This is a genomic window from Pseudorhodobacter sp. E13 (assembly GCF_003991405.1).
GTDB lineage: Bacteria > Pseudomonadota > Alphaproteobacteria > Rhodobacterales > Rhodobacteraceae > Pseudorhodobacter.
In genome coordinates this window covers 33,017-52,469 of the sequence record NZ_RPEN01000153.1, presented here as the reverse complement: position 1 = coordinate 52,469, position 19,453 = coordinate 33,017, and the positions used below count along the sequence as shown (strand labels likewise).

General features: G+C 61.7%; 18 protein-coding genes. 14 read left to right on the top strand and 4 right to left on the bottom strand.

Annotation, left to right across the window (positions count from 1 at the left end; translation table 11 throughout):
* Positions 1-12: 12 nt before the first annotated feature.
* The 12 genes from EGN72_RS08135 (at position 13) to EGN72_RS08080 (ending at position 12,217) form a co-directional block, all read left to right on the top strand.
* Entirely contained in the window at positions 13-744 is a 732-nt protein-coding gene (locus tag EGN72_RS08135) for an endo alpha-1,4 polygalactosaminidase (RefSeq protein ID WP_127046395.1), read from the top strand.
* Between the two features lie 101 nt (positions 745-845).
* Entirely contained in the window at positions 846-2,297 is a 1,452-nt protein-coding gene (gene hydA / locus EGN72_RS08130) for a dihydropyrimidinase (RefSeq protein ID WP_127046615.1), read from the top strand.
* A 52-nt stretch (positions 2,298-2,349) separates the two neighbouring features.
* Positions 2,350-3,132: an ABC transporter ATP-binding protein gene (locus tag EGN72_RS08125; protein WP_127046393.1), complete on the top strand. Its 783-nt coding sequence runs from the start codon at positions 2,350-2,352 to the stop codon at positions 3,130-3,132.
* Between the two features lie 102 nt (positions 3,133-3,234).
* The gene (locus EGN72_RS08120) at positions 3,235-4,125 is read left to right on the top strand and encodes an ABC transporter permease (RefSeq protein WP_127046391.1); all 891 of its coding nucleotides are present in this window, start codon (positions 3,235-3,237) and stop codon (positions 4,123-4,125) included.
* Entirely contained in the window at positions 4,125-5,075 is a 951-nt protein-coding gene (locus tag EGN72_RS08115) for an ABC transporter permease (RefSeq protein ID WP_127046389.1), read from the top strand. The genes EGN72_RS08120 and EGN72_RS08115 overlap by 1 nt, the downstream gene beginning before the upstream one ends.
* Before the next feature lie 73 nt (positions 5,076-5,148).
* On the top strand, positions 5,149-5,454 hold the full coding sequence (locus EGN72_RS08110; RefSeq protein WP_127046387.1) for a hypothetical protein: 306 nt from the start codon (positions 5,149-5,151) through the stop codon (positions 5,452-5,454).
* A 6-nt stretch (positions 5,455-5,460) separates the two neighbouring features.
* Entirely contained in the window at positions 5,461-6,126 is a 666-nt protein-coding gene (locus EGN72_RS08105; RefSeq protein ID WP_127046385.1) for a class I SAM-dependent methyltransferase, read from the top strand.
* 225 nt (positions 6,127-6,351) lie between these two features.
* Entirely contained in the window at positions 6,352-7,335 is a 984-nt protein-coding gene (locus EGN72_RS08100) for an ABC transporter substrate-binding protein (RefSeq protein WP_127046383.1), read from the top strand.
* 173 nt (positions 7,336-7,508) lie between these two features.
* The gene (locus EGN72_RS08095) at positions 7,509-8,813 is read left to right on the top strand and encodes a short-chain fatty acyl-CoA regulator family protein (protein WP_127046381.1); all 1,305 of its coding nucleotides are present in this window, start codon (positions 7,509-7,511) and stop codon (positions 8,811-8,813) included.
* A gap of 81 nt (positions 8,814-8,894) precedes the next feature.
* Positions 8,895-9,263, top strand: a complete 369-nt coding sequence (locus tag EGN72_RS08090) for a response regulator transcription factor (RefSeq protein ID WP_127046379.1) — start codon at positions 8,895-8,897, stop codon at positions 9,261-9,263.
* Positions 9,260-9,535 carry a hypothetical protein gene (locus tag EGN72_RS08085; RefSeq protein ID WP_127046377.1) on the top strand — a complete coding sequence of 92 codons (276 nt, stop codon included), beginning with the start codon at positions 9,260-9,262 and terminating at the stop codon, positions 9,533-9,535. Before EGN72_RS08090 ends, EGN72_RS08085 begins: the two co-directional genes overlap by 4 nt.
* Entirely contained in the window at positions 9,536-12,217 is a 2,682-nt protein-coding gene (locus EGN72_RS08080; protein ID WP_127046375.1) for an ATP-binding protein, read from the top strand.
* 48 nt (positions 12,218-12,265) lie between these two features.
* Here the strand turns inward: EGN72_RS08080 and EGN72_RS08075 are convergent, their stop codons facing one another.
* A complete protein-coding gene (locus tag EGN72_RS08075; protein WP_127046373.1) occupies positions 12,266-12,721 on the bottom strand; it encodes a hypothetical protein in 456 nt (151 codons plus the stop codon).
* A 142-nt stretch (positions 12,722-12,863) separates the two neighbouring features.
* Between EGN72_RS08075 and EGN72_RS08070 the strand changes: the two genes are divergently transcribed.
* Together EGN72_RS08070 and EGN72_RS08060 are read left to right on the top strand one after the other, a co-directional pair.
* Positions 12,864-13,286: a SufE family protein gene (locus EGN72_RS08070; RefSeq protein ID WP_127046371.1), complete on the top strand. Its 423-nt coding sequence runs from the start codon at positions 12,864-12,866 to the stop codon at positions 13,284-13,286.
* Between the two features lie 90 nt (positions 13,287-13,376).
* Entirely contained in the window at positions 13,377-14,627 is a 1,251-nt protein-coding gene (locus EGN72_RS08060; RefSeq protein WP_158623161.1) for a calcium-binding protein, read from the top strand.
* Between the two features lie 34 nt (positions 14,628-14,661).
* Here the strand turns inward: EGN72_RS08060 and EGN72_RS08055 are convergent, their stop codons facing one another.
* The 3 genes from EGN72_RS08055 to cobS all read right to left on the bottom strand — a co-directional run bounded on the left by EGN72_RS08055 (position 14,662) and on the right by cobS (position 19,382).
* Positions 14,662-16,458, bottom strand: a complete 1,797-nt coding sequence (locus tag EGN72_RS08055) for an aminopeptidase P family protein (protein WP_127046367.1) — start codon at positions 16,456-16,458, stop codon at positions 14,662-14,664.
* Positions 16,459-18,333: a cobaltochelatase subunit CobT gene (gene cobT, locus EGN72_RS08050; RefSeq protein ID WP_127046365.1), complete on the bottom strand. Its 1,875-nt coding sequence runs from the start codon at positions 18,331-18,333 to the stop codon at positions 16,459-16,461.
* A gap of 71 nt (positions 18,334-18,404) precedes the next feature.
* Entirely contained in the window at positions 18,405-19,382 is a 978-nt protein-coding gene (gene cobS / locus EGN72_RS08045) for a cobaltochelatase subunit CobS (protein WP_127046363.1), read from the bottom strand.
* Positions 19,383-19,453: the final 71 nt, after the last annotated feature.

Here is a 19,453-nt window from a genome sequence, read left to right as displayed (position 1 = left end):
GGGGAACAGGCCATGAGTATTCTGCTTGCGTCTTTGGTGCTGATCGAGATCGGTGAAAGCTTTGACGTGCAATATACCGAACCTTACCGGCTGGACCGGAAGGTGCAGACTCTGGTTCTGGATGCCGATGAGTTTGGCCCCGAAACCGTGCTGGGGCTGCGGGCTGCGGGCACCAAGGTCATGTGTTATGTCTCGGTCGGGACGCTGGAAACCTATCGGGCGGATTTTGACGCCTTTCCGGCCAAGGCGATTGGCAAGGGCCTGCCGGATTGGCCCGAAGAACGCTATATCGACATTCGCCACAAGGCGATCTTGCCGCTGATGGAACAGCGGTTTCAAAAGTGCAAGGATGCCGGGTTTGAAGGGATCAGCCCGGACAATATGGACGTCTATGCCAATGAGAGCGGCTTTGATCTGAGCGAGGCGGATGCCGTGGCCTATGTGACGGCGCTGGCGCAAATGGCGCATGGCATGGGGTTGCTGATCGGCCACAAGAACGCGCCGGACCTTGCCGGGGCCTTGTCGGCGCAGTTGGATTTCGTGATCACCGAAAGCTGCTGGAAATGGGATTTCTGCGATGCGTATCAAAGCTATACCGAGGCGGGGAAGCCGATTTTCGATATTGAATATACTGATGATTTCCCCGATTTCGACGCGGCCTGCTTGCGCGCGCGTGAGGTTGGGATTTCGATGATCCTGAAAGCGCGGGATTTGACGGGGGAAACCTACCAAAGCTGCCGCTAGGGCGGAGGCCGGGGGGCTGTCTGCCCCCCGGACCCCCCGAGGATATTTGAAAATAGATGAATGAGGCGAAAGCCTTTAACGGCGAAACGGGAGATGGCGCGATGAGCACGGTTATCAAGAACGGCACGATTGTGACGCATGATCTGACCTATAAGGCGGATGTGTTGATTGAAGGCGGGCGGATTGCGGCGATCGGGCCGGGGCTTTCGGGGAACGAGTTGCTGGATGCGACGGGGTGTTTTGTGATGCCCGGTGGGATTGATCCGCATACGCATCTGGAGATGCCGTTCATGGGCACCTATTCCAGCGATGATTTTGAAAGCGGGACGCGGGCGGCGCTGGCGGGGGGCACCACGATGGTGATTGATTTCGCCTTGCCCAGCCCCGGGCAGGGCCTGCTGGACGCGTTGGAGATGTGGCACAATAAATCGGGCCGGGCCAATTGCGATTACTCCTATCACATGGCGGTGACATGGTGGGGGGAGAATGTGTTTGAGGATATGGCGAAGGTCGTGGACAAGGGTATCACCAGCTTCAAGCATTTCCTCGCCTATAAGGGCGCGCTGATGGTCAATGATGACGAGCTTTATGCCTCTTTCCAGCGGGTTGCGGCATTGGGTGGGATTGCCATGGTGCATGCCGAGAATGGCGATGTGGTGGCCGAACTGTCGGCGCGGCTGCTGGCAGAGGGTAACACCGGGCCCGAGGCGCATGCCTATTCCCGCCCGCCGCAGGTGGAAGGCGAGGCCACGAACCGTGCGATCATGATTGCCGATATGGCAGGGGCGCCGCTTTATGTGGTGCATACCTCGTGCGAGGATAGTCATGAGGCCATTCGCCGCGCGCGGGCGCAAGGCAAACGCGTCTGGGGGGAGCCGTTGATCCAGCATCTGACGCTGGATGAGAGCGAGTATTTCAACCCTGATTGGGACCATGCCGCGCGCCGCGTGATGAGCCCGCCGTTCCGCAACAAGCAGCATCAGGACAGCCTGTGGGCCGGATTGGCCAGCGGGTCGCTTTCGGTGGTGGCGACGGATCATTGTGCGTTCACCACCGAGCAGAAGCGCTTTGGCATGGGGGATTTCACCAAGATCCCGAATGGCACGGGGGGGCTGGAGGACCGGATGCCGATGCTGTGGACCAATGGGGTGAACACGGGCCGGATCACGATGAATGAGTTTGTGGCGGTGACCTCGACCAATGTGGCCAAGATTTTCGGGATGTATCCGAAGAAAGGGGCTGTGGCCGTTGGGTCGGATGCCGATCTGGTGGTATGGGACCCGGCGAAGGAAAAGGTGATTTCGGCAGGGGCGCAGCAATCTGCCATTGATTACAATGTGTTTGAAGGCAAAGCGGTGAAGGGTTTGCCGCGCTTCACGCTGACGCGGGGCCAGGTGGCGGTGCATGATGGCGAGATCCGTTGCCAGGAAGGCCATGGCGAATTTGTGGCGCGAGAGCCGAACGGGGCTGTGAACCGGGCTTTGAGCACCTGGAAGGATTTGACGGCGCCGCGTCCGGTGCAGCGGTCAGGCATCCCGGCGAGTGGGGTGTGATGTGCGGCTGTGATGCATTAGGGTCGACGAGAAACGTGAAGGAGAGGCCCGAGTGACGGGAACGGTGATTGAAGCCAAGGGCGTCGGCTTGACGTTTCAGACGGGAGACGGGCCAGTGCATGCGCTGAAAGGCGTGGATCTGGTGATTGAAAAGGGGGATTTTGTCTCGTTCATCGGGCCGTCGGGCTGTGGCAAGACCACGTTCTTGCGCTGCATGGCGGCGCTGGAAACCCCGACCGAGGGCAAACTGACCGTGAACGGGATGAGCCCGGAAGACGCGCGGCAGGCGCGGGCCTATGGCTATGTGTTTCAGGCGGCGGGGCTTTACCCTTGGCGCACGATTGGTGGGAATATCCGTTTGCCGCTGGAGATCATGGGCCTGTCCAAGGCCGAGCAGGCAAGCCGGGTGGAGCGGGTGCTGGAGCTGGTGGATCTGAAAGGCTTTGGCAAGAAGTACCCCTGGCAGCTTTCGGGCGGGATGCAGCAGCGGGCCAGCATCGCGCGGGCGCTGAGTTTTGACGCCGATATTTTGCTGATGGATGAACCTTTTGGCGCGCTGGATGAGATTGTGCGCGACCATCTGAATGAGCAGCTTTTGGCGCTGTGGGCGCGGACGGAAAAGACGATTGCCTTTGTGACCCACTCCATCCCCGAGGCGGTGTATCTGTCCACCAAGATCGTGGTAATGAGCCCGCGACCGGGACGGATTGCCGATGTGATTGAGAGCCCTTTGCCGCGCGAACGCCCTTTGGATATTCGCGACAGCCCGGAGTTTATTGCGGTGGCGCATCGGGTGCGGGATGGGTTGCGGGCGGGGCATTCCTATGACGATTGAGCGCATGGGGCAGGGCGCGGGGGACAGTCTGTCCCCCCTTGGCCTTGCGGCCAATTCCCCCCTGGAAGGTATTTTTGCCAAGATGAAAACCGGGGGCGGGGTATGAGATCTTTTGGCCCGGTTCTGGTCGTCCTGGGGGTTATTTTGGCGATCTGGTATGCGGCGGCGGTGCTGATGAACGCGCAATGGGAGCGCGATCAGGCAAGCCGTGCCGGGGCCGTGATTGGCTGGGCCGAGATTCTGCCTGCGACCCTGCGGCAAGAGCGCCCGGTCTTGCCCGCGCCGCATCAGGTGGCGGCGGAATTCTGGGCGCTGACATGGGGCGAGGAAGTCTCTGGGCGGCGCGGGATTGTGCGCTCGGGCAGCCTGTCGAACCGGGGGTTGGTTTTGCATGCCTGGGTGACATTGTCGGCGACGATGCTGGGTTTTGTCATCGGGGCGGGTTTTGGCATTTTGCTGGCGGTGGGCATTGTGCATAACCGGGCGATGGATGCCTCGGTCATGCCTTGGGCAATTGCGAGCCAGACCATTCCGATTGTGGCGATTGCGCCGATGATCATCGTGGTGTTGAATTCGATCGGGGTGTCGGGTTTGGTGCCCAAGGCGATCATCGCGGCGTATTTGAGCTTTTTTCCCGTGGTGGTGGGCATGGTGAAAGGGTTGCGCAGCCCGGATGCGATGCAGTTGGACCTGTTGCGCACCTATAATGCGACGGCGCTGCAAGGCTTGTGGAAGCTGCGGCTGCCGGCGGCGATGCCGTTTCTCTTTGCATCGCTGAAGGTTGGGGTGGCGGCGTCCTTTGTGGGAACGATTGTGGCGGAGCTGCCTTTGGGTGGGGCCGGGTTGGGCACGCGTTTGCTGGCGGGGTCTTATTACGGGCAGACGATTCAGATCTGGGCAACCTTGGTGATGGCAAGCCTGCTGGCGGCGGCGATGGTGGCCGTGGTCGGTGGTATTCAGGCGCGGGTTCTGACGCGGATGGGGATGAGGTAATGAGCAGAACGGCGAGCGGAACGGCCGATATCACGCGCAGGGCCTCGGACTTTCTGTTTGGTCTGGACGGGCTGATCGCCCTGATAGCGGGTGCGCTGGTGGTGCTGGCATGGGATTGGCGGGTCACGGTGTTGTTGGCGCTGTGGCTGGGGGCCTGGCTGGTGAACAACGGGTTGTCGCGGTTGGGCGGGCGCTGGCGCATGCGCTTGGTGCCGGTGATCTTTGGCCTGACCATCTTGGCTTTGTGGGAGATGACGGTGACGATGTTTGCCGTGCCATCGGTCATTTTGCCGGGGCCGCTTGCAATTGCGGCCCGTTTTGCCAGCAGCCTTGATGTGCTTTGGGCCGATTTCGTGCAGACCTTTGTGAAGGGTGCGCTGAGTGGCTATGCGATGGGTTGCGGGGCGGCGGTGCTGACGGCCATCGCGGTGGATAGGTCGGCCTTCTTGCAGCGCGGGCTGTTGCCGGTGGGCAATTTTGTCGCCGCTTTGCCGGTGGTGGGTATCGCGCCGATTTTGGTGATGTGGTTCGGCTTTGACTGGCAATCCAAGGCGGCGGTGGTTGTGGTGATGGTGTTCTTTCCGGTTCTGGTGAACACAGTTGCCGGGTTGCAGGCCAGCGACCGGATGCAGCGCGATCTGATGGCCACCTATTCGGCCAGCTATGCGCAAGCCTTGTTCAAGCTGCGCTTGCCCGCGGCGATGCCGTTCATCTTCAACGGTTTGAAAATCGCCACCACTCTGGCGATGATCGGCGCGATCGTGGCAGAGTTTTTTGGCAGCCCGACACAAGGCATGGGCTTTCGCATCAGCACCGAGGTCGGGCGGCTGGGGCTGGATATGGTCTGGGCCGAGATTGCGGTGGCGGCCATCGCCGGATCGGCCTTCTACGGCGTTGTCGCGGTGATCGAGCGGCGCGTCACCTTCTGGCACCCCAGCCAGCGCCGCTGAGAATCCGCATGAAGCGAATCGGCAACGGGTGTAGTCTTTGCCCATTATTGCCACGCTTTTTGAGGGGGAACCCATGGACTCCAAGGAATTTGCAGTGATGGCCAATACGTTCAAGGCGCTGATTGCCGCCAATGAACAACAGATCAAGGTTTTACAGGTTGTCAACAAAGGGTATCAGCAGGCCTTGGCCGCCGCGCTGAAGGCGCAAAAGATCAAGGAAAAGGCCGAGGTCGAAAAGGTGCTTTACGAGATCATGAAGGTCGCGCGGGATGCCGAGAAAATGGCCCAGCAGGCGCGCAAGGAACAGGCGATTTCCGAGGCGCAATCCAAGCTGGCCCATAAGCAGATGGCCACGGCCCAGAAAAACGCCAAGGGCTGAGGCGCTGTGCTGCCCGACGGCTCCCCCCAGTTCTATCTGTATCAAAGCGTATTTGCCGATGCGCTGGCCGAGATGGAGCGGGCGGCGGCGCTGAACCAGCGGCTGGTGCGGTTGGTCGACGGGTTTTGCGCGGATTTGCTGGGCGCGGATGTGACCGATGCGGCAGAGGTGCTGCCGGAGGGCAGTTTTGGTTATATCGCCTATGATCTTGCGCTGTTTCTGGGCGATATGCAGGTGCTGGACGGGCTTTTGGCCAAAGATCCTGATTATGCCAGCGCCGGGCTGCGCTATCGTCCGGTGCGCTATCTGGAGATTGGCTGTGGGGCAGGGCGCAACCTGCTGGCGCTGAAATACAGCGAGGCGCTGGATTGGGTGGCGCTGCACGGCTTTGATATTCAGGCCGCCCTGATCGCTGCCGGGCAATCGCGGTTGGGGCTGGCCGAGGAGTTGTTTGTCGCGGACGCGATGACGGCCGATTACAGCGCCTATGATGTGGTGTTTTCCTACCGTCCGTTTCGCGATGACGCGTTGCAAAAACGGTTTGAGGCGCATTTGCACAAGAGCCTGCCGGTGGGGGCCTATGTGGTGGCGCCCTTGTCGCTGAACGCCGCGCCCTCACGCCGGATGCGGCTGATGGGGGACAGCAACCATATCTGGAAAAAGGTCGCCTGAGCCTGTTTTCGGCGCGCTGCCCAAGCGGCGGGCAAAACGGTTTCGCTTTGGGCAAAGCGCATGCGAAATCTGCGCTAAACCACAAGAAAGGCGCAGAAAATCATGAGATTCTATTTGCGGGGCGGGGGGGGGACGCGTCTATACTGTCGCCATGACGATGACGACAGCGGGCGTTTTGCCCGGATCACAAAGAGGCCGCAGAGCGGCCCGAACAGGGAGATCACGATGAAAAAGCTGGTAGCAGGAACGATGGCCGCGGTGTTGATGGGCTCTGCGGCTTGGGCTGCGGATGATGTGACCTTGCAGTTGAAATGGGTCACGCAGGCGCAGTTTGCGGGCTATTATGTGGCGGCTGAAAAAGGCTTTTACGAAGAAGAGGATCTGAACGTCACCATCAAGCCGGGTGGCCCCGATGTAGCCCCGGTGCAGGTGCTTATGGGCGGTGGGGCCGATGTGATGGTGGACTGGATGCCTTCGGCTTTGGCGGCCCGCGAACAGGGCGCACCGGTGGTCAATATCGCGCAGCCGTTCAAATCATCGGGCATGATGCTGACCTGCCTGAAGGAAAGCGGCGTGGCCAGCCCGGCGGATTTCAAGGGCAAGACCTTGGGCGTCTGGTTCTTTGGCAATGAATACCCGTTCCTGAGCTGGATGAGCACGCTTGGCATTCCCACCACGGGCGGCGCTGATGGGGTAGAGGTGCTTAAGCAAGGCTTCAACGTCGATCCGCTGTTGCAAAAGCAGGCGGCCTGCATTTCCACCATGACCTATAACGAATATTGGCAGGTGATTGATGCCGGTATCGCGGCCGAAGACCTTGTCACCTTCAAATATGAAGACGAAGGCGTCTCGACGCTGGAGGACGGGCTTTATGTGCTGGAGGCTAATCTTGCCGACCCGGCCTTTGAGGATAAGATGGTGCGCTTTGTGCGGGCCTCGATGAAGGGCTGGAAATATGCCGAAGAAAACCCGGATGAAGCGGCGATGATCGTCTTGGACAATGACGAAACCGGCGCGCAGACCGAAGCGCATCAAAAGCGGATGATGGGCGAAGTGGCCAAGCTGACCGCAGGGTCCAACGGCGCGCTGGATATGGCAGATTATGAGCGGACGGTCGCCACGCTGCTGGGCGGCGGGTCTGATCCGGTTATCTCCAAGACGCCGGAAGGGGCCTATACCACTGCGATCACCGACAAGGCGCTGCAATAACTCAGCCACCGCTTGACCATTGGGGCGCGCCATCTGGTGCGCCCTTTTGCATGTGGCCCGCGCTTGAAACTGGCGCGTGAGACTGCCGCCAAAAACCGGGGCTTGGCCGTGTTTTCAGGATTTGTAAAACGCCGCTTGTCGTGTAAATTTGCTGTCACGCAGGAGGGTTGACCATGCCGATGACAGGATTGACAGGCAGCCGCGTGCGCGAGCGGCGGCTGGCGGCGGGCATCGGGCAGGCCGATCTGGCGCGGGCAGCGGGGATTTCGCCGTCCTACCTCAACCTGATCGAACATAACCGCCGCCGCATCGGCGATGAGGTCCTGAACCGGCTTGCGGGTGTGTTGGGCGTGGATGTCGGACTGCTGGCCGAAGGGGCCGAGGCGGGCATCCTGCAAGACCTGCGCGCGGCAGCCGAAATGGCCGCCAGCACCAAGCCCGAGATGGAGCGGCTTGACGAATTGCTGGGCCGCTTTCCGGGCTGGGCCGATTTGCTGGCGGTGCAGTTTCGCCGTATCGGCCATCTGGAGCGGATGGTTGCCGCGCTGAATGACCGCATCAGCCATGACCCGCATCTGTCGCAAGCCTTGCATGAGGTGTTGTCGGCGGTCAGTTCGGTGCGGTCCACGGCGGCGATTCTGGCTGAAACCGAAGACATAGAACCCGAATGGCGGGCGCGGTTTCATGGCAATCTGCATGCCGATAGTGAACGGTTGGCGCAGGGGGCAGAGGCGCTGGTCGCATATCTTGACGGGTCAGAGCAAGAGGCCGACACCGGGGCCGCCGCCCCGCAAGAGGAGTTGGAGGATTGGCTGGCCGAACGCGGCTGGCATCTGGCGGCACTGGAGGCAGGGGCCGCAGGCATTGCGGGGTTGGAGCCAGAGGTGGCCGCGCTTGCCTCGGGCGCGGCGCGGGCCTTGGCCAAGGATTGGATCGTGCAGGCCGCAGCAGATGCCGAAAGCCTGCCACTGGCCGCGTTTGAGGCGGCCTTGGACAAGGACGGCACCGGGGACCCGTTGCGGCTTGCCCAGCATTTTGGCACCGATGTTCTGGCCGTGTTCCGCCGCCTCGCCTTTCGTAAGGATGCGCCCGAAGGTCTGGTGGTCTGCGACGGCTCTGGCGCGCTGTTGGTGCGCAAACCGGTGGAGGGGTTTTTGCTGCCACGGCACGGGTCTGCCTGCGCGCTTTGGCCGTTGTATTCCGCGCTGGCACGGCCCGCCCAGCCGATTTCGGCCTATGCCGAGATGCCGGGCCTTGCCCCGCGCCGCTATCAGTTGCGGGCCTATTGCGCGGTGCAGCACCCTTTGGGCTTTGCCGGGCCGGAATTGCGCGACGCCGCCATGCTGATCGCGCCTTTGTCGGCGGCGACTGGGGCCGAGGCGCAGGCCGCGTTGAAAATCGGCAGTTCCTGTCGTATCTGCCCCCGCGCGGGCTGCATTGCCCGGCGAGAGCCGTCGATCATGGCCGAAACCGGGTGATGATCTTTTGACAGTCGCGCAGGAAGCCGCAATACTCTGCTGAGGCGATACCGCATCGGTCTTTGGGGGAGGGGGCGCGGCTTGGGCAAACATGTTTTGCTGATAGAGGATGAGCCGAATATCGCAGAGGCGATCCGGTTCATCCTGACCCGTGACGGCTGGCAGGTCAGCACCTATGCGGGCGGCGAGGGGGCGGTGCAAACGGTGCAGGCACAACGCCCCGATGTGCTTATTCTGGATGTGATGTTGCCGGGGATGAGCGGATTTGAAATCCTCAGCCAGTTGCGGGCGATGCCGGAATTTGCCGATCTGCGCGTGCTGATGCTGACCGCCAAAGGCCAAGGGCGCGACCGCGAGACGGCGGAACAGATGGGGGCTGATATGTTCATGACCAAACCCTTTTCCAACGCGGACATTCTGGCCTCGGTCCGGGCCTTGGTTGCACCGTGAAGCGGCCCTTGTTCCTTGCCCGGCGCAGTTACCGCCAGCGGCGCTTGCGCGATGCGGCGCGGCTGTTGCCCATTCTTGCGGGGTTTCTGATTATCCTGCCGATGCTATGGGGTGATGCCGATAGTGATTTGCGGCGCACGGCCAGCGACGGGATTTACCTGTTCGCCGTCTGGTTGTTCCTGATCGTCGCGGCGGCCCTTGTCGCGCGCAACCTGACGGAGGAGCCTGAAATCCGGGCAAAACATCCGCTGGATGCCGAGGATAAGCGTTAAATGCCCTTTAATCTTCTGGTCGTTGCCGCACTTGCCTATGTGATCTTTCTGTTTCTGGTCGCCTTCGTGGTCGAACGGCGCGCGGCTTTGGGGGCGGCAGGGTGGCTGCGCTCTCCGCTTATTTATACGCTGTCGCTGTCGGTCTATTGCACGGCATGGACGTTTTACGGCGCGGTGGGCTATGCCGCGCGGTCGGGGCTGGAATATCTGACCATCTATCTTGGGCCGACGATTGTGTTCGTGGGCTGGTGGTGGGTGCTGCGCAAGCTGGTGCGGATCGGGCGGCAAAACCGCGTCACCTCCATCGCGGATCTGATTTCCAGCCGCTATGGCAAATCCAACCTGCTGGGCGTGATTGTAACGGTGATCTGCGTGATGGCGGCCACGCCATATATCGCGCTGCAATTGCAATCGGTCACGCTGTCTTTCGGGGTGTTTGCCAGTGCGACAGCAGATGGCTGGGCCAAACCGGATGGTGATGTCACCTCGATCTGGGTGGCAGGGGGCCTGGCGCTGTTCACCATTTTATTCGGCACCCGCAATCTGGATGCCAATGAACAGCATACCGGCGTTGTCACCGCCATCGCGGTCGAGGCGGTGGTGAAACTGGTCGCCTTGGTCGGGGTGGGGGTGTTCGTGGTCTGGGGCATCGCCGGGGGGCCCGCCGATATTCTGGCGCGGATTGATGCCAGCCCGATGTCGGAGTGGCATATGAAACCCTCGCGCTGGTCGGGGCTGATCTTTTTGTCGGCGGCGGCGGTGATCTGCTTGCCGCGCATGTTTCAGGTGCTGGTGGTCGAAAACAGCGATGAGCGGCATCTGGCCACGGCAAGCTGGGCCTTCCCGCTCTATGTCTTTGCGATGAGCTTGTTTGTCGTGCCCATCGCCGTGGTGGGGCTGGAGGTGATGCCCGAAGGCGCGAACCCTGACCTGTTCGTGCTGACCCTGCCGCTGAACCAAGGGCAAGGCGGTTTGGCGATGCTGGCCTTTCTGGGCGGGTTTTCCAGCGCCACGTCGATGGTGATCGTGGCGGCGATTGCATTGGCGACGATGGTCTCCAACCATATCGTCATGCCGTTCTGGTTGTCGCTGCGCCCTGCCAAGGCGGTGCCGGGCGATGTGCGGCGGTTGGTTCTGCTGTCGCGGCGGCTGTCGATCGGGGCAATTCTGGCCTTGGGCTATGCCTATTACCGCGGTTCTGGCGGCTCGGCGGCGCTGGCGGCGATTGGCCTGATCTCTTTTGTCGGGGTGGCGCAGATTTTGCCCGCGATGCTGGGCGGTATCTTCTGGCGCGGGGCCACGCGGATCGGCGCGGTGCTGGGCCTGTGCATCGGCTTTGCGGTCTGGGCCTATACGCTGTTTTTGCCGTCCTTCGGGGCGGATGCGGTTTTGTCGGCGCAGGTGATGGCCGAGGGGCCGCTGGGCCTGCATTGGTTGCGCCCGCAAGCCTTGTTCGGGGTGGAAGGGATGGACCCGCTGATCCATGCGCTATTCTGGTCCATCGCGCTGAATACGATCGCCTTTTGCGCAGGCTCACTGCTCACCTTTCCTGGCCCGGTAGAGCGGGTGCAGGGCGCGGCCTTTGTGAACGCCTTTGAATCCGAGGCAGGGCAGGCGCGCGGCTGGTCCATGCAAGGGGCCGAAGGGGCCGAGGACCTGTTGGTCATGGCACAGCGTATCTTGGGCGATGACGAAGGGCTGAGTTTCTTTGAGGCCGAAGCCCGCGCCCAAGGCCGTGCGGGCTATTTGCCCGACCCGACGCCTGCCTTTATCGACCTGCTGGAACGGCGGCTGGCAGGGTCTGTCGGGGCGGCCACGGCCCATGCCATGATTTCACAGATCGCAGGCCGCGCGGCGGTTTCGGTCGAGGATCTGATGGCCGTGGCCAATGAGGCCGCGCAGATCATGGAATATTCCGCCACGCTGGAGGAACAGCAAGAGGAACTGACCCGCACGGCGCGGCAATTGCGCGATGCCAATGAAAAGCTGACCCAGCTTTCGGTGCAAAAAGACGCCTTCCTCAGCCAGATCAGCCATGAATTGCGCACGCCCATGACCTCGATCCGCGCCTTTTCCGAAATTTTGACCGAAGGTGATCTGCCCAGCGAACTGGTGGCGAAATATGGCGGCGTGATCCATGAGGAAACCAAACGCCTGACGCGGCTGCTGGATGATCTGCTGGACCTGAGCGTGCTGGAAAACGGCACGGTGCAGTTGAACCTTGAACTGAGCAATCTGCGCAACATGATTGACCGGGCGCTGGCGGCGGCCAGCCATACCCAGCCCAACCGCAGCTTCATCATCCATCGCGATCTGCCGGGAGAGGATATCTTTCTGCGCACCGACAGCGACCGCTTGACGCAGGTTTTCATCAACCTGATTTCCAACGCCCGCAAATATTGCGACGCCGAACACCCGGAATTGCGCATCTTGGTCCGGCGCAAGGGCGGGCGCGTCACCGTGGATTTCATCGACAATGGCAGCGGGATTCCCAAGGACAAGCAAGCCTTGATCTTTGAAAAATTCGCCCGGTTGACGGATCAGACCAAAGCGGGCGGGGCCGGGCTTGGCCTTGCGATCTGCCGCGAGGTGATGGCAAATCTTGGCGGCACCATCGGGTATCTGCCGGGGCGCTGGGGGGCGGCTTTCCGCGTCACCTTGCCTTTGCGGCTGGAAAAATAGAACCTGCGGCGCGGTGTCGGGCTGGGGCCGTTGCCGCCAGCCCAGAGATCAGCGGCGGCTGGTGCGCGCGTTGGTTTCGCCTTGCACGGTGATCTGGCGAATGCTGTCCAGCTTGATATTGGACAGGAAGGCCGCCACCGTCACTTCGCGCGATTGCGGTGTGGAAACAGCCGCGCCGCCCAGCGGTGGGAAAACACGGAAATCATAGACGATCTTGCCATCTTCCACCGGGCGCGCGACCAGCTCGGCGTCCCAATAGCCTTGGGTCGGCGGCAGGCCCGTGGCGCGGATGATCACCCCGCCGGGCATTCTTTCCAGTTGCATTTCAGTGACTTGCGACACCAATAAGCGCGGATCGGCAGGCCGTTCCGTCGGTGAAAGCACTGCAACGGTTTCCTCTGACCCGCCAAACCAGTTGAACGGGTTCAGGCGTGATTTCCCAATCGTTGAACAGGCCCCAAGGGCAAGGGTTGCGCAAAGGGCGGCGATCAGCGGTTTGTTCATGGCGTTTTCCCGGTCATCTCTGCCCCTTGGGTAGCCGAAAGCGAAGCGTTTGAAAAGCACTAGCTTTCGTGAAACCGCGCCCGTGCTGGACCTTGGGGGCGATCCGCGCTACCTCTGACCCAATCAGCACCGGAGCATCCCCATGGCCAGCGCCGCCTTTGAAGACCTTGCCGAAACCTTTGCCTTTCTGGACGATTGGGAAGACCGCTATCGTCATGTGATCGACATGGGCAAGGAAATGCCCGCGCTGGACCCGGCCTTCAAGGTGCCGCAGTTGAAGGTGGAAGGCTGCGCCAGTCAGGTCTGGTTGCGCCCCTTGCTGGAAGGCACCGGGCCACAGGCGATTTTTGACTTTGAAGGCGAAAGCGATGCGATGATCGTGCGCGGGTTGATCGCGGTTCTGCACGCGCTCTATTCCGGTCTGACAGTGGCAGAGGTGCTGAAGGTTGACGCCCCGGCTGAACTGGCCCGGCTTGGGCTGAATGAACACCTGTCTTCGCAACGCTCTAACGGGGTGCGGTCGATGGTGGACCGTATTCGCGAAACGGCTGCCAAAGCCGCTTGATTGTTTCTAAAATCGCTATTGCCAGAGGCCTTAGAATAGCGGCTATTCATTCATGTTTACCTTGTTTTCTGGATTTAACCGGAGGTTGCCATGCTTGAGCTGTTTCTGGTGCCATTGTTGGCGGCGATGTTGCTAGGTGTTTCTGTCGCCAACAGCGGTGACTCGGACGATGATGCTGCGCCGCGCGATGTCGATGAGGGCGGCGAGGGTGGTGAAGGCGGCGGCGACGGTGGTGAAGGCGGCGGCGAGGGTGGTGAAGGCGGCGAAGGCGGTGGCGGCGAAGGTGGTGGTGGAACCGGCTCGGCGCCAACCGCTGGCGATGACTTGCTGACCCTTGGCCCCGAAGCACGCGGCACAGTCGATGCGCTTGCGGGAGATGACACGATCACTGTCACAGCCGCAACAGGCGGCACGTTTGAAGATGTAACCCCGTTCCAATTTGCGTGGAACACGGACTCCAGCGATGCGCCTTTGCAGGTGCAGGGCGGGGCGGGCGATGACAGCATCACCGTCACGGGCAACGGGGTAGAGGTGAACGGCGGCGAAGGCGCCGATGAGATCCGGGTCGAAGGGCTGCGCAATGCCGTGATCTTTGGCGGTGACATGGATACGGTTCAGGGGCAGGCCGCCGAAAGCCCGGCGCTGTCGGCGAATGATCTGGATGTGATTTACAATCTGACAGGCCGCGCGACTTTCTTTGGTGGCACGTCAGATGAGGTGGTCGCCACCACCGGCGCAGGCGCGGTTGTCAACGGGGGCGGCGGCAACGATGTTCTGCGCGATTTCGGCGGTTCGGTCACGCTTTCGGGGGGCGAGGGCAATGACACCTTGCAAGCAGACCTCAGCGAAAGCGCGTTTCTCCCCTCGGCCACGGATTCCTTGGGCTTCTACCTTGGCAATGATGCAGATGTGCTGTTTGGCGGCGCGGGCGATGACCTGCTGCTTGCCAGCCATGGTGATACGCTGACAGGCGGCGCGGGCGTGGACCGGTTTGGCATTTACACCGATAATAACGGTGCGCCGGGGGCGACAGTCACGGATTTTGACCCAGATAGCGAAAGCCTGTTTGTGGTGTTTGACAGCTACGGTTCTCCCGGCGGTTCCGCCACCGAAACACCGGCAACCTTGCCCGGTCGGATTACGACCGATCTTGGCCCCGATGGCTCTCAGCGTATTCTGGGCGATGGAGAGGTGCTGGTAACGCTGACAGGCGTGACAGATGCCCGTATCGGGTTGGAAACCGGGGAGGATGGGGCAAGCTTTGCCCGCTTGGATGGCACTGCCGCCACAGCGGCTGATTTTGACGTGATCGTGCGGATGTATGCCAATAGCAGCAGCTAAGGCGACAGGCCAATCTGCGGCGCTTGGCCTCGCATCAAAGCGGCGCGCAGGCCTGTTCCAGCCAAGCCTTCGCCGGGGCTGACACCCGCGCGCCCAGCTTTTCCAGCACCTCGGCGTGATAGGCGTTCAGCCAGTCCTGTTCGCCCGGTGACAGCATGTCAACCGCGATCAGGCGGCGGTCCAGCGGCACGAAGGTCAGCGTTTCAAAGCAAAGCTGCGCCCGGTCATCCACCAGTTTCGGCGCAGGCGTCACCACGATCAGGTTTTCCAACCGGATGCCAAAAGCGCCTTCGCGGTAATACCCCGGCTCATTCGACAGGATCATCCCGGCTTGCAGCGGCACCTCTGACACGCGGCTGATGCGCTGCGGGCCTTCATGCACGGACAGGAACGCCCCCACGCCATGCCCGGTGCCATGGTCAAAATCCATCCCCGCCATCCACAAAGGCGCGCGGGCCAGCGGATCAAGGTCGCGCCCGGCAAGACCAACAGGCCAGCGCGCCCGTGAAATCGCAATCATGCCTTGCAACACAAGCGTATAGGCCACAGCCGCGCCATCGGGCACCGGGCCCACGGCCATGGTGCGGGTGATGTCGGTTGTGCCGTCGAAATATTGCGCGCCGCTGTCGACCAGCAGCAACTCACCGGGGCGGACGGGGCGATTGCTGTCATCGGTCACGCGGTAATGCATGATCGCGCCATGCTCCCCCGCGCCGCAGATGGTTTCAAAGCTGATATCATGCAACTGGTTGGTGGCACGGCGATAGCCTTCCAGCGCTGTGACGACATCAATCTCGGTCAGCCCGCCTTTGGGGGCCTCTTGGTCCAGCCAGCACAGGAATTCGACCATCGCGGCCCCATCACGAAGATGGGCGCTGCGGGTGGCGGCAATCTCGGCCTCTGTCTTGCAGGCTTTGGGCAGGCGGCACGGGTCATCGCCCCAGACCACTTCCACCCCGGCCTCCTCCAGTTCCAGCGACACGGCCAAGGGCGCGGTGCCGCGATCCACCCGCACGGGGCCTTGCAGCGTGTGCAGCGCGGGCACAAAGGCGCTGGCGGGGCGCAGGGTCACATTGGGGCCAAGATGGGCGCGCACCGCTTCATCCAGCTTTTCGGGCGCGGTGAACAGGGTGACGCGGGCATCATCATAGAGCACGGCAAACCCGTGCAGCACCGGGTTGCGCGGCACATCTGCCCCGCGAATGTTCAACAGCCAGCACAGCGAATCCGGCAGGGTAATCACAGCAGCCCGCTGGCCTGCCTTGCGCAGGGTTTCGGCCAGTGCCGCGCGCTTGTCGGCGCTGGAACGGCCCGCCAGTTCCTCTGGGTGAACAAAGGCTTTGCCCATGGGCGCGGCGGGTTGGTCGGGCCAGATGATATCCACAAAATTCTTTGTGGATGAGAGGCTTACGCCGTGACCTTCAAGTGCTTTCTCAATGGCGGCAATCTCATCTGCGCTGTGCAGCCACGGATCAAACCCAATCCTGCCTTGCGCCAGATGGTCCGCAATCCACGGCCCCGGCTTTACATCGGGCCATGGCACAGGGGTGAAATGCGCAAGGTCCACTTGCCCTTTGACTTGCGTGCGATAGCGCCCGTCGATGAACACACCCGCCAGATCAGGCAGCACGATGCAAAACCCGGCAGAGCCGGTAAACCCGGTCAGCCATTGCAAACGCTCATCGCGCGCGGCGACATATTCGCCCTGATGCGCATCGGCGCGGGGAATGATGAAGCCGGCCAAGCCCTCGGCGGCCAAAGCCTTGCGCAATTGCGCCAGACGGGCGGGGCCTTGGGCCGGGGTGGCGGTTGCGTGAAAGCTTTGCAGCATCTATCCGACCTTTCGCATCCCCAGCACCCGCGCGCGTTTGCGCGGATCGGTATCGAACAACCCGGCGAGCTGTTCCGTCATCGCGCCGGCCAATTGCTCCACATCCGTGATCGTGACGGCGCGGTTGTAATAGCGCGTCACATCATGGCCGATGCCAATGGCGATCAGCTCCACCGCTTTTTTCTTTTCCACCATGGCGATCACATCGCGCAGGTGTTTTTCCAGATAATTCGCAGGGTTAACGGACAAAGTTGAATCGTCCACCGGCGCGCCATCAGAAATCACCATCAGAATCTTGCGCGCCTCGGGGCGGGCTACCATGCGCCGATGCGCCCATTCCAGCGCCTCACCGTCGATGTTTTCCTTCAACAGCCCTTCCTTCATCATCAGCCCAAGATTGGGCCTTGCCCGCCGCCAAGGCGCATCGGCGGATTTATAGATGATATGGCGCAGATCATTCAGGCGGCCCGGTTGCTGCACCCGGCCCGCACCCAGCCAGCGTTCGCGGCTTTGCCCGCCTTTCCACGCGCGGGTGGTAAAGCCCAAAATCTCTACCTTGACCGAGCAGCGTTCCAGCGTGCGGGCCAGAACATCGGCGCAAATTGCCGCAATCGAAATTGGCCGCCCCCGCATGGAGCCGGAGTTGTCGAGCAGCAGCGTCACGCAGGTATCGCGAAACTCGGTGTCTTTTTCCTGCTTGAACGACAAGGGCGTCGTGGGGTTGGCCACCACGCGGGCAAGGCGGCCTGCGTCCAGCGTGCCTTCCTCCAGGTCAAACAGCCAGGATCGGTTTTGCTGTGCTTGCAGGCGGCGTTGCAACTTGTTGGCAAGGCGCGATACGGCCCCTTTCAGCGGTTCCAACTGCTGATCGAGATAGGCGCGCAGCCGTTCCAATTCCACCGCTTCGGCCAAATCCTCGGCGCGGATTTCTTCATCAAAATCAGTGGTGTATACGGAATAGTTCGGATCGGCATCGGAATGCGGTGCGGGGGGCGGCGGCTCCATCGGGGCCTCGCCTTCGGGCATTTCGGCCTCTTCGCCTTCCTCCATGTCCGACATGTCGTCTTCGGAGACTTGCGCCTGAGAGGCGTCTTGCTGTTCCTCCTGGCTTTGCTCGGGCGAGGCTTCGGCGTCCTCCTCCTGGCTGTCATCCTCGCCGGTGCTGTCTTGCTGGTCCTCGTCCTGCTGCGCCTCATCGCCGCTGTCGGGGTCTTCCTCCTCGGCGTCGGGGTCGTCGCCCAATTGGTCGCCATAGCCCAGATCGGCGATGACCTTGCGGGCCAGTCGGGCAAAGGCGGCTTGGTCGGCCAGCACGCGGTCAATGTTTTCCAGCGTGGCCCCGGCGCTTTCCTCCATGAAGCCGCGCCATAGGTTCATGACGTTCTCCGCGCCTTTGGGCAGGTCGCGCCCGGTGGCCAGATGCCGCACCAGATAGCCCGCCGCCACGGGCAGGGGCGCATCGGCGGATTGCGTGATCTCGGCATAGCCTTTGCGCGTGGCCTCATGCCCGATCTTGGCGTCGATATTGCCTGCGGTGCCGGGCATGTCGCGGGCGCCCACGGCTTCGCAGCGTGCGGTTTCCATCGCCTCGTAAATCTCACGGGCGAGGGTGCCTGTTGGGGCGTATTTCGCCGCTGTGGCATCATCGTGATATTTGCGGCGCAGGGCAAAAGCATCCGCTGTGCCACGGGCGAGCAGCACCTCATCCCGCGTCATGCGGCGCGACACCTGCGGCAGGCGCACACCTTCCTTGGTCATGCCCGACGGGTCCACCGAATAGGTGACGGTCATCTCCGGGTCATCGGCCATGACCTTGGTCGCCTCGGCCAAGGCTTTCTTAAACGGATCGGCGGGGTTATCGGTGGGTTTGCTCATTCTCTCGGCCCCTGTAGGGTGGGCAATCTGCCCACCGTTCCGGCGAAGGTGGGCAGATTGCCCACCCTACATCACTTCATCGCCATAGAGGCCGCTGATTCCGGCAGTTCCTCGTCAAAGCAGCGCTGGTAGAATTCGGCCACGGTCTGGCGTTCCAATTCGTCGCATTTGTTGAGGAAGGTCAGGCGGAAGGCATAGCCGACATTCTGGAAAATCCGCGCGTTTTCGGCCCAGGTGATGACGGTGCGCGGTGACATGACGGTGGACAGGTCGCCGTTCATAAAGGCAGTGCGCGTCAGGTCGGCCACGGTGACCATCTGGCTGATGGTCTTGCGGCCCTTTTCGGTGTTGTAATGCGCGGCGTTCTTGGCCAGCACGATCGCGGTTTCGGCGTCATGGCTGAGGTAGTTCAGCGTGGCCACCAGCGACCAGCGGTCCATCTGGGCCTGGTTGATCTGCTGGGTGCCGTGGTAAAGCCCGGTGGTATCGCCCAAGCCCACGGTGTTGGCCGTGGCAAACAGGCGGAAAGACGGGTGGGGGGTGATGATCTCATTCTGGTCAAGCAGGGTCAGCTTGCCGTCATGTTCCAGCACGCGCTGGATGACGAACATCACATCGGCGCGGCCTGCGTCATATTCATCGAAGACAATCGCCACCGGGTTGCGCAGCGCCCAAGGTAGGATGCCTTCGTGAAACTCGGTCACTTGTTTGCCATCGCGCAGTTTGATCGCGTCTTTGCCGATCAGGTCGATCCGGCTGATATGGCTGTCAAGGTTCACGCGCACCGTGGGCCAGTTCAGCCGCGCGCCGACCTGTTCGATATGGGTGGATTTGCCCGTGCCGTGATAGCCCTGCACCATGACGCGGCGGTTATAGCCAAAGCCTGCAAGGATCGCGAGCGTGGTATCGGGGTCGAATTTATAGGTCGGGTCGATGGTGGGCACACGGTCTGTCGGCTCGGCAAAACCCTTTACCTTCATATCCGTGTCGATCCCGAACACCTCGCGGACAGAGATTTCTTCGGTCGGTTTCATCATTCCATCAGCCATAGGTGTGCCCGTTTCCTCAAGTGGTCCGGGCAGGTGCGTGGTATGGCAGCCCGGTGTGTTTCGCGTCATCC